Here is an 18,430-nt window from a genome sequence, read left to right as displayed (position 1 = left end):
AAACATGACTGATTTTTTTGGCGAGCCGGGTAAGCGCGAAGATCTAAATTTCGGAAGAAGCGAGGATCGCGAGAAGGCAATCTCGCGGCTCGCTCGAGATATTCCTCAAGTCTTGTCCCGCTATAACTCCAGCACTGTCGAAAAAACCTTCAAGTACCTGCCAGATAATTTGTTGCGCGATTTATATGTTACTTTTCACTATCCGATTTTCGATCAGTACTCGAAGGTTGCGGATAAGAAGGATTTTTTGTCCTTCGCTAGAAGCAACATCGAAAAATTTCAGAATCTCTCAACGACCTACAGCAAGCTATTCGACTTTGTTCGGATTCAAGACAATTTGTACAACAATCAGTCCAAGTCGGATGTCAAAGATGCCGAGTATGATTGTTTAAAAGATTTGTTGTTGTTGGCCGAGGAGTTTGGCGGAGATCGCATCCTTAGAAGGTATTTGGACGTTGGAGCAAGGCCGTCCGGATCATTTGCAAAGGTGCGGCACTCGGTGCCGATGCTTTCGCTAAATAACGCATTTGACGACGATGATGTCTCAGAATTCTTGGCGCGGGCCAGCAGATTCCTCCGGTTGAATTCAGAGAATATCCCTGAAGTGGTTGCTGAGCCGAAGATCGACGGTCTCTCTATGTCATTGCGGTACGAGTATGGAAAGCTCGTGACCGGCGCTACGAGGGGCGATGGTGCGGAAGGCGAAGACGTCACTGCAAACGTGAAAAATATTCCCGAAATACCAATGGAGCTAAAAGGAAAAAGGATCCCTGAAGTCTGCGAGGTGCGTGGTGAAGTATATATCCGTACCGAGGACTTTGTGTCGTTCAACGAGCGGCAAAAGAATTCTGGAAAGCAGGTTGCAGCAAATCCAAGGAATTTCGCTGCTGGTTCACTGCGCCAAAAAGATCCTGTGGTGACGAAGTCTCGCCCATTGAAGTTTTTTGCCTATACATGGGGTGAGCTAAGCGAACGTCCCGCCGATACTCAGATCGGCATGCTGAAGTGGATGAAGAAGCTGGGATTCGTTGTGAATCCCCTTGTTCAAGTATGTAAAACCGTCGACGAGGTAATTGGTTTCTACAGGGATATCGAATCCAAGCGCTCGTCGCTTGGCTACGATATTGACGGAGTCGTTTACAAGATTAACAGGCTTGATCTGCAAGATAGGCTCGGTTTTGCCGGCCGCGCGCCGCGCTGGGCCATCGCGCATAAATTCGCGGCCGAGCAGGCGACCACGGTGCTGGAGAAAATCGATATCCAGGTCGGCCGCACCGGCGCGCTGACGCCGGTGGCGCGGCTGACGCCGATCACGGTGGGCGGTGTCGTGGTGTCAAATGCGACGCTGCACAATGCCGATTACATCAAAGGCATCGGCAATGACGGCCAGCCGCTGCGCGACGGCGTCGATATCCGCGAAGGCGACACGGTGATCGTGCAGCGCGCCGGCGATGTGATCCCGCAGGTCGTCAATGTTGTCCTCGACAAGCGCCCGAAGAGCGCAAAGCCGTATGAATTTCCCACCAAGTGTCCGGTCTGCGGCAGCCACGCCATCCGCGAGAATGACGAAGTCGTCACGCGCTGCACCGGCGCGCTGGTGTGTCCGGCGCAGGCGGTCGAGAAGCTCAAGCATTTCGTCTCGCGGCTGGCCTTCGACATCGACGGGCTCGGCGACAAGCAGATCCAGGAATTCTACGACGAGGGCATCATCATGCATCCCGTCGATATCTTTACGCTGCAGAAGCGCGACGAGCGCAACACCAAGAAGCTGCGAGACCGTGAAGGTTACGGCGAGACCTCGGTGCGCAACCTGTTCGCCGCCATCGATGACCGCCGCAAGATCGAGCTCAATCGCCTGATCTTCGCGCTCGGCATCCGTCACATCGGCGAAGGCAATGCCAAGCTGCTGGCCCGGCACTATGGATCATTCACCGCGTTCCGCGATGCGATGCTGGCGGCCGCTGCGGGGCAGGGCGGCGAGGAGAATACGTCTGAAGCCTATTCCGATCTCAACGCCATCGACGGCGTCGGTGAAATCGTCGCAGACGCGGTGGTCGAGTTCTTCGCCGAAAAGCGTAACGTCAAGGCGCTCGACGAATTGCTTGGCGAGATCGAGGTGCTCGATGTCGCGCAGGCCAAGACCGACACGCCGGTGGCCGGCAAGACCGTGGTGTTCACGGGCTCGCTGACCAAGTTCACGCGTGATGAAGCCAAAGCCGGTGCCGAGCGCCTCGGCGCCAAGGTCGCAGGCTCGGTGTCGAAGAAGACGGACTATGTGGTGGCCGGCGAGGATGCCGGCTCGAAGCTCACCAAGGCGCGCGATCTCGGCGTCGCCGTATTGACGGAAGACGAGTGGCTGGCGCTGATCGGGGGGTAGGGGCGATCGTACCCGGCATTTTCCCGCGCGCTCGCTCCACACTCGTCATGCGGGGTGCCGTCTTGGCTCGTCATTCCGGGACGCATGAAAGCGGCGAAGCCGCTGCAGTGCGAACCCGGAATCCCGGAGTGTTTGGCTCTACGGAGACTCCAACGTTGAGATTCCGGGTTCAGTCCCGTCGCCTTCGGCGCCGGTCCCGCCCCGGAATGACGAGTGTGGGCCCTAACATCCATAAACATATTTTCCTATATCCCGTTGACAGCATCCCTGTCAGGTTTATATTCCCCTCCGTCCAGCCCCGATGAGAGGGGCGAGCGCGATCGTCACGTTCGCGGGGCTGGGTGCGGTGGACGCCGGAGATGCGGCGTTACGCGGTTCATGGGTGACGTCTGTCTTCGGGCAGGACGGATCTGCGCCAGCACTGCCACTGGCAAGGAGACGGCCGACCTTGGGATGGAAAGACCCCTGGACAGTGTGACGGACGACCAAGTCAAAACGCGTCCGGCTTTCTCGCTTGAGGCTCCCTGTCCCTCCGCCGTGGGACCATAGTTTTGGTGATCGGATCGTTCGCCAAGGCAAAGCGCAAGCAGGCTGAAAAAACACCGCAGGCGGAACGTCGGGCACTCGCTCGGCGCCTCCGAAAGTCCTGATGCATTACCCCTGCGGAAGACCGCATCGGCATCAGGCCCAAGGGTGCAACGGGCACCCGGCGTTCCGCACGCCCTCTCGCAAGGGGGCGGGAATGCGAAACACGACGGCGCCCCCGCGCCGCAAACAATGGGGGCGATGACGCATGTCTGCGGAACAGTGGCTGTTTGACATTCACATCAGCAACGACGCACAGGCGCCAAAGGAATCCCTCCCCCAAGCGAAGCGCAGTGGGGAGGGGCGGCCGATAGGCCGGGGTGGGGTCTCTCCCATGCGAGGACAGCGTTCGTGGCACGACCCCACCCGTCTCGACCGCCCGTGCGAAGCGAAGCTTCGCTAGAGCGGTCGATCCACCCTCCCCACCGCGCGCGGCTGCGCCGCGCTAGGGGGAGGGAGAAGAAAGCTCCTACAACAACCCGCTCTCTTCGCCTTCGGCCTACTCGATCAGTTCTTCCGTCACCACCGTCTTGCGGCGGGGGACCAGGAAGATCATCGCGGCTGCGCAGCCGCAGGACAGCACGACGAGCGCGATGTTGAGCGGTACCGGTGTCGCGAAATGGCCGCCGAGCCAGGCGCCGAATTGCGAGCACAGCGAACCCAGGCCCATCTGCAGGAAGCCCATCATGCCGGATGCCGTGCCCGCGGCATGCGGACGAATGCTGAGCGCACCCGCGGCGCCGTTCGACATCACGAAGGCATTGCCGAACATCACGATCATATGGGTGAGGAACAGCCAGGCCGGATTCTGGTTCAGCCCGGTGAGGCCCCAGACCACATTGAGCAGCGCTCCGCCGAATTGCAGCGCGAGGCCGAACCAGATCAGTTGCTCGATGGTCCGGCGCGGCGCAAAGCGCACGCAGCAGAGATTGCCGACGAGATAAGCAAGACCCGACGTCGCGAACCACGCGCCATATTCGGCGGAGCTGCGGCCCATCTGCGTGACGACGACATAAGGACCGGCGCCGGCAAAGGTGAAGATGATCCAGGATGCCACGACATAACACAGGAGATAGCCGATGAAGGTCCGGCTGCGCAGCAGGACGCGGGAGTCGGCGATAAATCCGCCGCCGCTCACGTCACTGGCTGCGCGCCGTCTTGTCTCCGGCAGAAAAAAAGCGATGGCCAGCGTCACGACCAGCGAAGACGCCGTGACCACATAGAAGATCGCGCGCCAGCCGAAACCGGTTTCCAGGAGACCGCCGGCCAGCGGGCTCAGCATCTGCGCGATCATCATGACCGCGATGACGAGGCTGATCATCGCGCCGACGCGTTCGCGCGGATAGAGGTCCCTGATGATGGCGCGGCTCATCACCATGCCCGTCGCGCCGCCGAGCGCCTGAAAGAACCGTGCGGCGATCAGCTGCGGCAATGTGAGTGCAAAGCTCGAGCCGATGCCGGCGATCACCATCAGGCCGAGACCGGCAAGCAGCACCGGACGCCGGCCGAATTTATCGGACAATGGCCCCATGATGAGCTGCGAGAAGGCGAGCCCGACCATGTAGAGCGACACGGTCATCTGCGCGATGGAGATATCGGCGCCGAAGGTGCGGGCGAGTTCGGGCAGCGCCGGCACCAGCATATAGAGCGAGATCGGCGCGATGCCGGTCATCACCACCAGCAACAGCAGCATCACCCGCGATTTGGAGAGGTCGACGGCGTCGACTTTTGGAAAAGGCGGGCTGTAATTCACGTGGTGGCTGTTCTCTCGCTATTGCGGCTGCATCAGCGGTTCTGTCGCCGCTTCGAGCCAGACCCGCGTCGCTTCATCGTCGAGCAGCGGCATCACCTCGCGGCGAACGCGGGCATGGTAGTCGTTGATCCACTTCAGCTCGCGCTTGCTGATGCGATGCGCATTGATCAGCCGGCGGTCGATCGGCGCCAGTGTCAGCGTCTCGAATGCATTCATCGGCTGCTCGGCGCCCTCGATATGGGCCTCGACCACCAGTTCGAGGTTCTCGATGCGAATGCCGAAGGCGTCGGTCTTGTAGTAGCCGGGCTCGTTGGAGAGGATCATGCCGCGCTTGAGCGGCGTAGTGCCGAGCTTGGAGATCCGCGCCGGACCTTCATGGACCGACAGATAGCTGCCGACGCCGTGGCCGGTGCCATGGGCGAAATCGAGACCGGCGTGCCAGAGAAACTGCCGTGCCAGCGTATCGAGCTGCGCGCCGGTGGTGCCGTCGGGAAACGCCGCGCGCGCAATTGCGATATGGCCGCGCAGCACGCGGGTGAAGCGGTCGCGCATTTCGTCGGTCGGCTCGCCGATGGCGATGGTGCGGGTGACGTCGGTGGTGCCATCTTCATATTGCGCGCCGGAATCGATCAGCAGCAGATCGCCCAGCGCGATACGGCGATTGGTCTTGCGGGTGACGCGGTAATGAACGATGGCGCCATTCGGCCCGGTGCCGGCGATGGTCGGAAACGACACATCCTTCAGCGCGCCGGTCTGGCGGCGGAATGTCTCCAGCGCCTCGACGGTATCGATTTCGGTGAGCTTGCCCTTTGGTGCCTCGCGGTCGATCCAGGCGAGAAAGCGCGCCAGTGCCACGGCATCGCGGCGATGCGCGGTCTGCGTGCCCTTGATCTCGACGGGATTCTTCACCGCCTTGAGCAGTGCGACGGGATCGGCACCGCGAAGGGGCTTGCCGCCTGCGGCTGTGATCAGCCGGCTCAGTGCATCGGCGGCGGTGGCATTGTCGAGCGCAATTGATGCACCGGAGGCGGCGAGGTTGCTCAGCGCCGATATCAGCGCATCCGGCTCCTGCACATCGGCCGAGACCTCCAGATGGTTGCGTGCGCTGTTGGAGAGTTTGCGGTGGTCGACGAACACCTGCGGCCGGCCGTGTTTCGGCACCAGCGCATAGGACAGCGGCAACGGCGTATGCGAGACATCGGCGCCGCGGATATTGAAGGTCCAGGCGACCGCATGGGAATCTGACAGCACCAGCGCATCGACACGAAGCCGTTCCATCTCGGCGCGGATCTGGGCAAGCTTGTCGGCTTCGGAGACGCCGGCGAATTCGAGGCCATGGATCGATACTGCGCCGAGCGGCGGCGCCGGGCGCTCGGTCCAGACCGAATCGAGCGGATTGCTGTCGACCGCGACGAGTTCGGCGCCGGCCTTGGCGCAGGCGGCTGCCAGCCGTTCGGCTGCCGCAGAAGTGTGCAGCCACGGATCAAATCCGAGGCGATCTTCGGGCTTGAGGTGATCGGCGAGCCAGCTTTCCGGCGGCGGCTCGACCAGCGACTGGATGCTCCACGCATTCACATCAACTTGTTTCGCCGCCTGCAGCGTATAGCGGCCGTCCACGAACACGGCGGCTTGCTGGAGCAGCACCACGGCCATGCCGGCCGATCCGGTGAAGCCGGTGAGCCAGGCCAGCCGCTCGTCGGAGGGCGGCACATATTCGTTTTGCTGCTGATCGGCGCGGGGAATCACGAAGCCTGCCAGTTTCCGGCGCAGCAATTCCTCGCGAAATGCGGCCAGCCGCGCAGTCAGCGCCACGCCGCTTTCGGGCTCTTCGAACGTCTGGAAATGGGCTTCGAACATCGCGGGATTATCCTATGGGTGCGCTGTCAGGCCCGCAATCGAGGGGCAGGGTTGCGCGGATTTGGCACAAGTTATGCTTGAAATCTGATGGTTGTGTTCAACCGGATGGAACAATTTCACCCGGCTTGTGTTGTCGGCGCGATGCTTGGCCATCCAGAGTGTCTCAACTCAACGAAGAGGGGATACACAATGCCTGCTTTTACGTTCGAGAAAATTTCGCCACCGGCCACGCATGGCCATTCCCAGCCGACCCAGATTCAGTCCACTCAAGTCCTGCCCAATCAGCCAAATCAACGCAGCGGCATCATCCAGATTCTGGGCCGTTTCGTCGAAGCCCGCGTGACGCGCGTCGAGCGGCTGGAAAATGCAACGCTTCGTCGCCGCGACGTACCGCCCCCGAAGTAGCAAACCCCGCCAGCAGCTTTCGCCAGATCGCCCGTCATTATTCCGGAGTTCGGAAAATGACGAATGGCGTATCAGCCTTCGCGCTGCATCAACAGGCTGCTCCAGCCCTCAACGATCTGATGCTTGCGTAGCACCAGCCCGCGGGCGCGATACGCGGCGATCACGCTCATCGCCTGATGCGGTAAAAGCCCGGACAGGATCACCATGCCGTTGCGCGTGAGGTGCCGGCTCATATCGGTGGACATCGCCCGCAGCGGGTTGGCCAGGATGTTTGCGAGGATCAGATCGAACGGCGCGCGATCGCCGAAGGCCGGCGAGGAAAAGCCGGTGGCGCAAACGGTATCGACGAGATTACCAACGCCGTTGAGCCGCATGTTCTCGCGCGCCACCTTCACAGACATCGGGTCGATATCGGTCGCCAGCACGCGGCGTTTCGTCGCCTTCGCAGCAGCGATGGCCAGCACGCCTGTGCCGGTACCCAGATCGAGCATCCGTTTCGGCGCCTTCGCACGCAGCACATAATCCAGATAGATGAGGCAGCCGCGCGTGGTGCCGTGATGGCCGGTGCCAAAAGCCAGCGCGGCCTCGATCTCGATGCCCAGTTGATTGGGGCGTACTTGGTCCCGGTCATGCTGGCCGTGGACGATGAAGCGGCCGGCGCGCACTGGCACCAGACCCTTAAGACTTTCCTTGACCCAGTCCTTCGCTTCGATGCTGTCGAACACGATGCTCGCCGCGACGGTATCGTCCGAGGCGAGGCTCACGAGGTCGCGGATCGACGCCTCGTCCGGCGGGTCGGCGAAATGCACGGTGACGTCCCAGCGGCCCTCGGGGCTCTCGAATGCAGCGATCGCGGCCTGGCCTTCCTCGAAACTCTCGGTGAGGAGATCGACAATGCGCTTGGCGCTGAATTCGTCGCCGACAGCGAAGGTGGCGCGGCTGGTTCCTTGGGGCGTGGTCATCGCGGGTCCGGGTGGCGTCGTGAACAGGGTCTGCACAGCTTAGGCGGGCTTGGTACAGGGTTTATACCGGCGGGGATACAGGGGCGATACAGCGGCCGTGCACAAGGTTATAAGCCGATTATACCGCCGTCCTCCCGAGCTTCCGCACAGACTTGTTCAGGACCCATCCACCGCCTGTTCACAGGCTTATCCACAGGATGTCCTCAGCCGAACAGCGCCCGGTGGTCCCTGAGGATCGCCTTGGCCGCATTGTGGCCAGGCGCGCCTGTGACGCCGCCGCCGGGATGTGCACCCGAGCCGCAGTGATAGAGACCCTTCAGCGGACCGCGGTAGTCCGCATGGCCGAGCATCGGCCGGGCCGAAAACAACTGGTTCAGGCTGAGCGCGCCATGAAAGATGTCGCCGCCGAGCAGGCCGAAGTCGCGTTCGAGATCGAGTGGCGATAGCGCCTGCCGGCCGATCACACTGGCGGCAAAGCCGGGCGCGTAGTCGTCCACCGTCTTGATCATCAGGTCCGCGACCTCGTTACGATGGTCATCCCACGATGCGCCGTTCGGGAGTGTCGGCGCAACATGCTGGCAAAAGAGACTGGCGACGTGCTGGTCCGGTGGGCTGAGGCTGTCGTCGAGCGTCGAGGGGATCAGTACTTCGACAATAGGCTGGCGGCTCCAGCCGTGCTGCTTCGCATCGAGCCAGGCGCGATCCATATAGTCGAGACTCGGCGCGATGATGATGCCGGCAGAGAGATGATCGCCGTTACCGGGCAGCGCGGTGAACGAGGGAAGGGCGTTCAGCGCGACATTCATCCGGAATGTGCCGGAGCCATTGCGCCAGTTGCGGATGCGATCGAGGAATGGCTTGGGCAGCGCATCCGCTGGCATCAGCCGCGTATACAGCAGCTTCGGATTGACGTTGGAGGCGACATATTTCGCGCGGATACTCTCCCCATTGTCGAGGATGACGCCGACGACCTTGTCGTTCTCCACGAGAACTTCGCGTACGCCGTTGTCGAGTTCGATCTGCACGCCGTGCGAGCGCGCCGCGGCGGCCATCGCCTGCGTGATCGCGCCCATGCCGCCGATGGCGTGGCCCCAGACACCTTTCTTGCCGTTCACTTCGCCAAAGGCGTGGTGCAGCATCACGTAAGCCGAGCCGGCGGCATAGGGGCTCGCATAGTTGCCGACCACGGCGTCGAAGCCGAACAATGCCTTCACCAGATCATGCTCGAAAACGTCGTCAAGCATCTCGCCGGCGGAGCAGGTGAACAGATCGAGCAATACACGCTGCTGTTCGATGGTCAGTGCGTTGAGAATCTTCGCGGTGCCGAGCGCATTGATGGCCTCACTGATCGCGCCGAGACCGAAACCTTGCACGACGTTCGGAGGTGAACGCAGTACGAAATCCCTGAGCACGTCAGCAATGACTTCGAGCTCATGCGAGAACGCGCCGATCCGCTCGGCATCGCGCGCGCTGAGCTTGGCAACCGACTGTTGGGTGCGGCCTTCGCCGGTGAGGAGATAGCTGCCGTCCGGCGCCGGGATGAAATTCTGCGCCTTGCGCTCGACGATGCGCAGGCCGTGTTCGGCGAGCTTCAGATCGGAGGCGATCTGCGGGTTGAGCAGGCTGACGGTGTAGGCCGCGACCGAATTGCGGAAGCCGGGGTGAAACTCCTGCGTCACCGCGGCGCCGCCAACCACGGAACGTCTTTCGACCACCTTCACGCGCAACCCGCTCATGGCGAGATAGGCCGCGCAAGTGAGGCCGTTATGGCCGGCGCCGATGATCAAAACGTCGGTGTCTGACATGTCCGCTTCAACAAAGCCTGCTAGAGCGTTTTCGCGCAAAACGGCGACCGGTTCGCATTGGGAAAACGCGTCACACGAAAATAGGGCCCTCTTTATCGAAGAGGTGCCCGCGCGGCACAAGGCCACCCATCACGATTGTGGTTCCATAGTTAGCGCGCATTGCCCGAAACGGTGCCATATGCTCCATTCCGCCCGCCGGTTACCGGCCGGATTCTCGCTTTTCTGCCGTGCCATATGCTGGAGCCTTCATGAGTTCGTCGCAGCCCGTCGCCGCCCCAAACTCGGCCTCCCGCAATCGGCTTCTTCTGGTGGTTTATACCGCGGCGATTTTCACCAGCGCGCTGCTGTTATTCTCGGTGCAGCCCCTGTTCACCAAGATGGTGCTGCCGCGGCTCGGCGGTTCGCCGGCGGTGTGGTCGGTGGCGATGGTGTTCTTCCAGTCGCTGCTGCTCGGTGGCTATGCCTATGCCCATTACCTGATGCAATTGCGCAGTCGCATCATCCCTGTGGTCGTTCATCTCCTGCTGCTGGTCGTTGCGCTGCTGACGCTGCCGCTGTCCATCGCATCGGGCTGGGGCACGCCGCCGGACAGTGGCTATGCGTTCTGGCTGCTCGGCCTGTTCGCTGTGTCGATCGGCCTGCCGTTCTTTGCGCTCGCTGCGAATAATCCGCTGCTGCAGGCCTGGTTCGTGCGCACGGGCCATCCCAATGGCCACGATCCGTATTTTCTCTATGCCTCCTCGAATATCGGAAGCTTCCTCGCGCTGCTGTCCTATCCCGTGCTGCTGGAGCCGATGTTTTCGCTGCGGACGCAGAACCTGATCTGGACATCGGGTTATGGCCTGCTGATCTTGCTGATCGGCGGCTGCGGCGTCTTGCTGCTGAAGTCGCCGTCGGTGGCCGTCGCTGCACCGGGTGCTGATGCGATCGACGCGCCGGCGCCGAGCTGGGCCCTGCGTGCCCGCTGGATCTTCCTCGCGGCTGTCCCATCCGGCTTGCTGATCGCGGTCACCGCGCATATCTCGACAGACGTCGCTGCCGCACCGCTGCTCTGGGTGTTGCCGCTGTCGCTCTATCTGCTCACCTGGGTACTGGTGTTCCAGTCGCGGCCGCTGCTGCCGCATGCCTGGATTCTGATGCTACAACCGCTGGCGATTGCCGGCGTGGTCGTGCTGCTCGCGGTTGGCGGCGAACAGAATCTGCTGCTGACCCTCGGCGGCCATCTGCTGGCCTTCTTCATTATTGCCATGGCGTGTCATGGTGAACTGGCTCGGCAGCGTCCTGCAGCCCGCTATCTCACGGGCTACTATGTCGCACTGTCGTTCGGCGGCATGGTTGGTGGCTTGTTCGCCGGACTGATCGCGCCGTTCACATTCTCATGGATCGCCGAATATCCGATCCTCGTTGCACTGGCCGTGCTGTGCCGGCCTGCATTGCCGGAACGCTACTCCGGCTGGGCGCGCTGGTACTGGATCGCGCTCGTGGTTGCCGCGGTTGCACTGATCGTGCCGAGCTATACGACCGGCAAGTTGTTTACCTGGATCGACACCCAGCGCGTCTATGTGGTCAGCACCGTTGCCGTTGTCGGCATAATCGCGGCGATCCTGCTGCGCGCTGATCGGCTGAAGCTCCTGGCGATCACTGTCCTCGCTCTGGCGCTGATCCGTTTTTATCCGGCCGATGATGGCCGAGTCGAAACCGTGCGCAGTTTCTTTGGCGTGCACAAGATCGTGGTGACGCCGAACGGCCAGTATCACGTGCTGATGCATGGCACGACCATTCACGGCGCCGAGAAGTACCTGAACGATGACGGCACGCCGGTGACCGGACGGCCGGAGCCGATCTCCTATTATTACAAGGACGGCGGCATCGGGCAGGCGATCACGGCGGTGCGCGCCCGCAAGAGGGCGCCGCTTCGTGTAGCGGTGATCGGCCTCGGTTCGGGGTCGCTGACCTGCGCGTCAGCGCCGGGCGAGGACTGGAAGTTTTTCGAGATCGACCAGTCGATGGTCGATACCGCCAAGGATCCGAAATATTTCAGCTACATCCAGAAGTGCGAGCCGGACGTCAAGCCGGTGATTGGCGATGCGCGGCTGACCTTTGCGAAAGAGCCTGACGGCGTCTACGACCTCATCATCGTGGATGCCTATTCGTCGGATGCGATCCCGATCCATCTGGCGACCGAGGAGGCGATGGAGATCTACAAGGAAAAGCTCGCCCCGCAGGGCGCGGTCGTCATGCACGTTTCGAACCGGCATCTCGAACTAGCCAGCGTCGTCGTCGGCATCGCTGACGCCAATGACATGAAGAGCTGGGTGTATTCGGAGGATTCCGGTCGCGATAACGAATATATCTTCTCGACCAATGTGGTCATCTCGGCCCATGACGCCGCCGACGTAGGCTCCATCGCGACGTCATCGCAATGGGCCTTGACTGAGGCGAGCGACGATCAGCGGGTCTGGACTGACGACTATTCCAACGTGCTCGGCGCCGTGTGGCGCCGGCTGCGGGACGGGGACAACTAAAGCGTTTTCAAGCGAAGTGAACGCTGGTTCGCGTCAAGAAACGCGTCACACATGTTCGCTCAGTAATCGCCGAAGAAGCCGCGCGGCTGATACGGCCGCGGCGCGTAGGCCTGCGGTGGGTACTGCCGGCTGTAATAGCCACGATTGGCGTAATACTGCTGGGTCTCGGCTTCGGTCATGCGGCGATAGCCGGGAGGGGCCGGATAACGCTGACCGTCATTGCCATCGGCCGGATAGATGTAACGATCGTCATCCGCCGGCTGTACCTGACGCGCGACGCGGCGGCCCGGTGCCACGGCCTGTGGCGTGAGATCCATGGGATTGCCGGCGGCGTCATAGGACGGTGAGGCAGGAGCGATATCGCGGCGGGCGACGGCAGACGGCTTCGCCGGGCGCGGGTTGCGGGCAAGGGCGACCTGCGAGGAGCCGGTCAGCGTGACGGTGGTGTTGAGCACCCCGTCGGCCTTGACCATGGCGAACAAGGTCGCGGCATTCTCGCGCGACAGTCGCACGCAGCCATGGGACGCCGGCGAGCCCAGGCGGTTCACAGAATCGGTCCCGTGAATGGCGTGGCCCTTCTTGGTGAAGAAGATGGCATGGGGCATCGGTGCGTCGTCGAATTCCTTGGAGAAGTGATCCTCCTCCATGCGGAATGTCTGGAAGCTGCCATTCGGAGTCTCGTAGGAGGGAATGCCTGACGACACCGGCCAGCGATATTTCTCGACGCCGTCCTGAACAACGGTCAGCTGCTGGGCGTCCTTGTCGACGGTAATGGCAATCTTGGCCTGCGCAGTGCTGGTGGCGGCGAAAACGGCGAGACCCGCAAGGGTCATATAAAACGAACGCATCTTACCTTGGCCTCCGGGCCGTAACCTGTTGTACCGCCTGCCGTCCCTGACCCAATATGCATACCGGGCGTTCGGGTTTCCAGTGACAGTTTCGTGCATCCTTAATGTTGGGCTAGGCGGCACCAAGGCGGCGACCGGGCCGAAAGACGGCTCAAGCCGACCCCGACAATGCGCGATAGGAAGCTTCTAAGTGAGGCAGATGGAACCGGTTCCTAGGTCGCGCGTTGCCCTCCCACAATCGCAAGCGGCGAATTCTCGCCGCTCAGAGGGAAGCTCCAGATGACCGTTAAGACCGCTGTGTTGCCGATCAGTTCGTCGATGAAGACCCGCCTGGCATTCGCCGCGGGCGTGCTGGCTCTGGTCGCCATGCCGCATTTTGCGCAGGCGCAGGGCGTTTTCCGGGGTGGTGAGCAGGGTGCCAACCAAGGGTACCGTGACGGCAATCGCGCCGCCGGACCTGTCGGCGGTGTGGTCGGTGGCGCAGTTGGCCTTGGCGTCGGCGCGGCCGTGGGCGGCGTCAAGGGCGTGCTCGGTATTCCCGAGGGTCGACGGACACAGTGCCACGGCTATTACAACCGCCATGGCAAATTCCGCTGCTATCGCTAAGCGGATATTGATTTGAAATGAAAATGGCCCGGTTCAAACCGGGCCATTTTTGTTATCAGCGATTTCAGTTTTTCAGTTTGTAGCCGGTCTTGAAAATCCACCAGACGACCAACATGCAGATCACCAGGAACATGCAGGTGACGCCGATGCTCCAGCCGACGCTGACGTCGGAGATCTCGTAGAAGCTCCAGCGGAAGCCGCTGATCAGATACACGACCGGATTGAGCAGCGTGACGGTGCGCCAACCCGACGGCAGCATGCTGACGGAGTAGAAGCTACCACCCAGGAAGGTCAGCGGCGTCACCACCAGCAGCGGGATCGCCTGCAGTTTCTCGAAACCGTCAGCCCAGATGCCGATGATGAAGCCGAACAGGCTGAACGTCACCGCCGTCAGCACCAGGAAGGTCAGCATCCACCACGGATGCAGGATGTGCAGCGGCACGAACAGTCCAGCGGTGGCCAGAATGATCAGGCCCAGCAGGATCGACTTGGTCGCAGCAGCACCGACATAGCCGAGCACGACTTCGACGTAAGACACCGGCGCCGACAGCAATTCATAGATCGTACCGGTGAATTTGGGGAAGTAGATGCCGAACGAGGCGTTGGAAATGCTCTGCGTGAGTACCGACAGCATCACGAGACCTGGCACGATGAAGGTGCCGTAGCTGACGCCCTCGATGGAGGTGATGCGCGAGCCGATCGCGGCGCCAAACACCACGAAATACAGCGAGGTGGAAATCACCGGCGAAACGATGCTCTGCAGCACGGTGCGCCAGGTGCGCGCCATTTCGAACAGATAGATGGCGCGGACAGCTCTGAAGTTCATTTTACTTCCTCACCAGGCTGACGAAGATGTCTTCGAGCGAGCTCTGCGTGGTGTCGAGATCGGAGAAGCGGATGCCGGATTCGCGGAGATCGCCGAGCAGGCTGGTGATCCCGGTGCGTTCGCTCTTGGTGTCATAGCTGTAGATCAACTGATGGCCGTCCGCTGCCAGTTCGAGGTTGTAGTGAGCCAGGCTGGCTGGAATCTCCGTGACCTTGCCTTGCAGATACAGCTTGAGCTGCTTCTTGCCGAGCTGCTCCATCAGCTTGGTCTTTTCCTCGATCAAGATGATCTCGCCCTTGTTGATGACGCCGATGCGGTCGGCCATCTCCTCGGCTTCTTCGATGTAATGTGTGGTGAGAATGACGGTGACGCCGGCAGCGCGCAGCGTGCGCACGACTTCCCACATGCCCTTGCGCAATTCGACGTCGACGCCGGCAGTGGGCTCATCGAGAAACAGGATCTGTGGTTCGTGCGACAGCGCCTTGGCGATCATCACGCGGCGCTTCATGCCGCCGGACAGCGTGATGATCTTGTTATCTTTCTTGTCCCACAGCGAGAGGTCTTTCAGGATTTTCTCGATCAGCGCCGGGTTCTTCGGCTTGCCGAACAGACCGCGGCTGAAACTGACCGTGGCCCAAACCGATTCGAAGGCGTCGGTGTGCAGTTCCTGCGGCACCAGCCCGATCAGCGATCGCGCGGCGCGATAGTCCCGGGCGATGTCGTGACCATCGACCATGACCTTGCCGGAGGTGGCATTGGCGATGCCGCAGATGATGCTGATCATCGTCGTCTTGCCGGCGCCGTTCGGCCCCAGCAGCGCGAAGATCTCGCCGCGGTTGATGTCGAGGTCGATACCCTTCAGGGCCGTAAAGCCCGAGGCATAGCTCTTGGTCAGATTGGAAACGGAAATGATGGGGGACATCGGCGATATGATCGTTCGAAAAGGGGAAGGCAGAGGACCGGGCGGTCATACCGGGACGCACGAACGGCGCAGCCGAAACGGCTTTGTCGGGCGCGGGGTGCGTACATAGGAATGAAGATGCGCCGGCGCAATCGCGGAACAGGCGATTTTAGGGCTATTCTGCGGCTTCGTAGTCGATCTCGACAATGGTGCCACCGTCGGCTGCATCGGCAAATGTGGGGTCGCTGGTCAATTGCTCGATGGTGCGTGGCGACGGAAGGCCTGGCGAGCCGTCCGAATTGCGCCAGTCTCCGGCCGCGTATTCGAGCGTTTCCTCGGCTTCCTCGATGGCTTCATCAAGGGTGTCACCGGCGGTGACAACGCCGGGCAGATCGGGAAAGGAAACGTTGAAGGTGCCGCTGGCGTCCTTCAGAATGAGCGCAATATAGACCGGCATTGTCAGACACGTTCCACGAAACTGTCGACGACCTTCTTCTCACCCGCCTTCTCGAAGACGATGGTGAGCTTGTTGCCGTCGATCTTGGTCACATTGCCGTAGCCGAACTTCTGGTGGAAGACGCGATCCTGCAGCGTGAAGTCGGACTCCGTACCGGTAGACTTCGCGATCAACTCGCCCTCGATAGTCATCGGCCGCTTATTCCGCGATGAAGAGGAGCCGCCGAATGGCGACTGGCCTTCGCTGAAGCCGCTGCCACCTTGTCCCCCGCCGCGCGAGCGATTGGCCTGCGCGCGTTGCCAGCCCGGCGTCGAATAGCTTGAACCGAAGGATTCCACATTGTCGAAGCGCGATGCGCCGTAGCCGCTTGCGCCGCCCCAGCCCGAACCGCCCTTTGATTCCGTGATCTCGACATTGGCCGCCGGCAATTCATCGAGGAAGCGCGACGGCATCGTCGTGTTCCAGGTGCCGTGAATGCGCCGGTTGGTGGCGAAATAGAGTTTGGCGCGGCGGCGCGCGCGGGTGATGCCGACATGGGCGAGGCGACGTTCTTCTTCCAGCCCGGCGCGGCCCTGATCGTCGAGCGCCCGCTGATGCGGAAACAGGCCTTCTTCCCAGCCGGGCAGGAACACATTGTCGAATTCGAGCCCCTTGGCCGAGTGCAGCGTCATCACCGAGACGGCATCCTCGTCGGCACCACCTTCGCGATCCATCACCAGCGAGATGTGTTCGAGGAATCCCTGCAGGTTCTCAAACTCTTCCATCGAGCGCACGAGTTCCTTGAGGTTTTCAAGACGGCCGGCAGCGTCGGCGGAGCGGTCCTTTTGCCACATGTCGGTGTAGCCGCTCTCGTCGAGCACGACTTCGGCGAGCTCGGTATGCGGCATTACTTCGCTTTGCGTGCGCCAGCGTTCGAAGCTCATCATCAGGTCACGCAGGCTGCCGCGCGCCTTCGGCTTCATCTCGTCGGTCTCGACGACCTGACGCGCAGCCTCGGACAACGGAATGCGGCGCCGGCGGGCGTGGTCGTGCAGCATCTGCACGGTGGCATCGCCGAGGCCGCGCTTGGGAACATTGACGATGCGCTCGAAAGCGAGATCGTCGGCCGGCGAATTGATCACGCGCAGATATGCTAGTGCGTCGCGGATTTCGGCGCGCTCATAGAAGCGCGGGCCGCCGATGACGCGATAGGGCAGGCCGAGCGTGACGAAGCGGTCTTCAAACTCGCGCATCTGGAACGAGGCGCGCACCAAAATGGCGATGTCGTTGAGCTTGTTGCCCTCGCGCTGCAGCTGTTCGATCTCTACGCCGATAGCGCGTGCTTCTTCTTCAGAATCCCATGAGCCAGTGACGGTGACCTTCTCGCCATCGACGTCCTCCGTGCGCAGCGTCTTGCCGAGACGGCCCTCGTTGTGTGCGATCAGATGCGAGGCAGCGGCGAGGATGTGCCCGGTCGAGCGGTAGTTGCGCTCCAGCCGGACGACCTTGGCGCCGGGAAAATCATGTTCGAAGCGCAGGATGTTGTCGACCTCGGCGCCGCGCCAGCCATAGATCGACTGATCGTCATCGCCGACGCAACAGATGTTCTTGAGCGGCACTGCCGGTTTATTATCTGCCGATGGTGCGTCCGCTTCCGGCAGCATACGCTGCCCCGGCGCCTGCGACAGCAGCCGCAGCCAGAGATACTGCGCGACGTTGGTGTCCTGATATTCGTCGACGAGGATGTATTTGAAGCGCTGCTGATACTGCTTCAGCACATCCGGATGCTCACGGAACAGCCGGATACATTCGAGCAGGAGATCGCCGAAGTCGGCGGCGTTGAGGGTCTTCAACCGATCCTGATAGGCGGCATAGAGCTTGCCGCCTTTGCCATTGCCGAACACGGCGGCTTCGCCTGACGGCACCTGCGATGGCGTCAGTCCGCGGTTCTTCCAACCGTCGATCAGGTTGGCCAGCATTCGCGCCGGCCAGCGCTTGTCGTCGATATTGTCAGCCTGCAGGAGTTGCTTGAGCAGTCGGATCTGGTCGTCGGTGTCGAGCACCGTGAAATTGGATTTCAACTGCACCAGTTCGGCATGGGTGCGCAGGATGCGGCCGCCGATCGAGTGGAAGGTGCCGAGCCACGGCATGCCCTCGACCGCCTGGCCGAGCATGATGCCGAGCCGGAGCTTCATCTCCCGCGCGGCCTTGTTGGTGAAGGTCACCGACAGGATTTCACCGGGCCGCGCACGGCCCATACTCAGGATATGGGCAATCCGCGAGGTCAAAACCTTGGTCTTGCCGGTGCCGGCACCCGCGAGCACGAGAACGGGGCCGTCGAGCGTCTCGACGGCGTCGCGCTGCTCCGGATTGAGCCCGCTCAGATACTGTGCCGCTGGCGCCGCAGCAGCGCGCGCACGCGCGCCGATGCCGCCCGCCGCCGGTTGGTAGGCAGGGAGATCGTTGGCGGGCATTTTGCGTGCGTCACTCATGCGAATCGTATTCCGCCCACGTTGGCACCGTGGGGCTTTAAAGGGGAGCCTT

13 protein-coding genes are annotated in these 18,430 nt (G+C 61.7%); 4 read left to right on the top strand and 9 right to left on the bottom strand.

Annotated features, from left to right (window positions below; translation table 11 throughout):
* The first annotated feature begins 4 nt into the window (after positions 1–4).
* Positions 5–2,377: an NAD-dependent DNA ligase LigA gene (gene ligA, locus AB8A33_RS17610; protein WP_439093923.1), complete on the top strand. Its 2,373-nt coding sequence runs from the start codon at positions 5–7 to the stop codon at positions 2,375–2,377.
* 1,084 nt (positions 2,378–3,461) lie between these two features.
* Here the strand turns inward: ligA and AB8A33_RS17605 are convergent.
* Both AB8A33_RS17605 and AB8A33_RS17600 read right to left on the bottom strand, forming a co-directional pair.
* A complete protein-coding gene (locus tag AB8A33_RS17605; protein ID WP_439095959.1) occupies positions 3,462–4,655 on the bottom strand; it encodes a multidrug effflux MFS transporter in 1,194 nt (397 codons plus the stop codon).
* A 78-nt stretch (positions 4,656–4,733) separates the two neighbouring features.
* Positions 4,734–6,572 (bottom strand): aminopeptidase P family protein, encoded by a 1,839-nt coding sequence (locus AB8A33_RS17600; protein WP_439093922.1) that lies wholly within the window; start codon positions 6,570–6,572, stop codon positions 4,734–4,736.
* Between the two features lie 87 nt (positions 6,573–6,659).
* Here AB8A33_RS17600 and AB8A33_RS17595 point away from each other — a divergent pair, with 87 nt between their 5' ends.
* Positions 6,660–6,977: a hypothetical protein gene (locus tag AB8A33_RS17595; RefSeq protein ID WP_439093921.1), complete on the top strand. Its 318-nt coding sequence runs from the start codon at positions 6,660–6,662 to the stop codon at positions 6,975–6,977.
* A gap of 71 nt (positions 6,978–7,048) precedes the next feature.
* On the opposite strand, the gene AB8A33_RS17590 is transcribed toward AB8A33_RS17595, so the two are convergent.
* Together AB8A33_RS17590 and AB8A33_RS17585 are read right to left on the bottom strand one after the other, a co-directional pair.
* Positions 7,049–7,939, bottom strand: coding sequence for a 50S ribosomal protein L11 methyltransferase (locus AB8A33_RS17590; RefSeq protein ID WP_439093920.1), 891 nt, complete (start codon positions 7,937–7,939; stop codon positions 7,049–7,051).
* A gap of 203 nt (positions 7,940–8,142) precedes the next feature.
* Positions 8,143–9,744 (bottom strand): phytoene desaturase family protein, encoded by a 1,602-nt coding sequence (locus tag AB8A33_RS17585; RefSeq protein ID WP_439093919.1) that lies wholly within the window; start codon positions 9,742–9,744, stop codon positions 8,143–8,145.
* Between the two features lie 248 nt (positions 9,745–9,992).
* Here AB8A33_RS17585 and AB8A33_RS17580 point away from each other — a divergent pair, with 248 nt between their 5' ends.
* Positions 9,993–12,269 (top strand): spermidine synthase, encoded by a 2,277-nt coding sequence (locus tag AB8A33_RS17580; RefSeq protein ID WP_439093918.1) that lies wholly within the window; start codon positions 9,993–9,995, stop codon positions 12,267–12,269.
* A 59-nt stretch (positions 12,270–12,328) separates the two neighbouring features.
* Here AB8A33_RS17580 and AB8A33_RS17575 read toward each other — a convergent pair whose 3' ends face one another.
* Positions 12,329–13,117, bottom strand: a complete 789-nt coding sequence (locus tag AB8A33_RS17575; protein WP_439093917.1) for a L,D-transpeptidase family protein — start codon at positions 13,115–13,117, stop codon at positions 12,329–12,331.
* A 279-nt stretch (positions 13,118–13,396) separates the two neighbouring features.
* On the opposite strand from AB8A33_RS17575, the gene AB8A33_RS17570 reads away from it, so the two are divergent.
* Positions 13,397–13,723, top strand: coding sequence for a hypothetical protein (locus tag AB8A33_RS17570; protein ID WP_439093916.1), 327 nt, complete (start codon positions 13,397–13,399; stop codon positions 13,721–13,723).
* Positions 13,724–13,787: 64 nt separating this feature from the next.
* Here the strand turns inward: AB8A33_RS17570 and AB8A33_RS17565 are convergent, their stop codons facing one another.
* From AB8A33_RS17565 to AB8A33_RS17550, 4 genes are all read right to left on the bottom strand, one after another.
* Entirely contained in the window at positions 13,788–14,549 is a 762-nt protein-coding gene (locus AB8A33_RS17565; RefSeq protein ID WP_093760486.1) for an ABC transporter permease, read from the bottom strand.
* Position 14,550: 1 nt separating this feature from the next.
* Positions 14,551–15,471: an ABC transporter ATP-binding protein gene (locus AB8A33_RS17560; protein WP_089268247.1), complete on the bottom strand. Its 921-nt coding sequence runs from the start codon at positions 15,469–15,471 to the stop codon at positions 14,551–14,553.
* Between the two features lie 154 nt (positions 15,472–15,625).
* On the bottom strand, positions 15,626–15,907 hold the full coding sequence (locus tag AB8A33_RS17555; RefSeq protein WP_439093915.1) for a type II toxin-antitoxin system HicB family antitoxin: 282 nt from the start codon (positions 15,905–15,907) through the stop codon (positions 15,626–15,628).
* A gap of 2 nt (positions 15,908–15,909) precedes the next feature.
* Positions 15,910–18,378, bottom strand: a complete 2,469-nt coding sequence (locus AB8A33_RS17550) for an ATP-dependent helicase (RefSeq protein WP_439093914.1) — start codon at positions 18,376–18,378, stop codon at positions 15,910–15,912.
* Between the last annotated feature and the right edge of the window lie 52 nt (positions 18,379–18,430).

The sequence above is a fragment of the Tardiphaga sp. 813_E8_N1_3 genome (assembly GCF_051811025.1).
Taxonomy (GTDB): Bacteria; Pseudomonadota; Alphaproteobacteria; order Rhizobiales; family Xanthobacteraceae; genus Tardiphaga.
The sequence above is the reverse complement of the archived record's forward strand: the minus strand, read 5'-3'. Positions and strand labels throughout refer to the sequence as shown.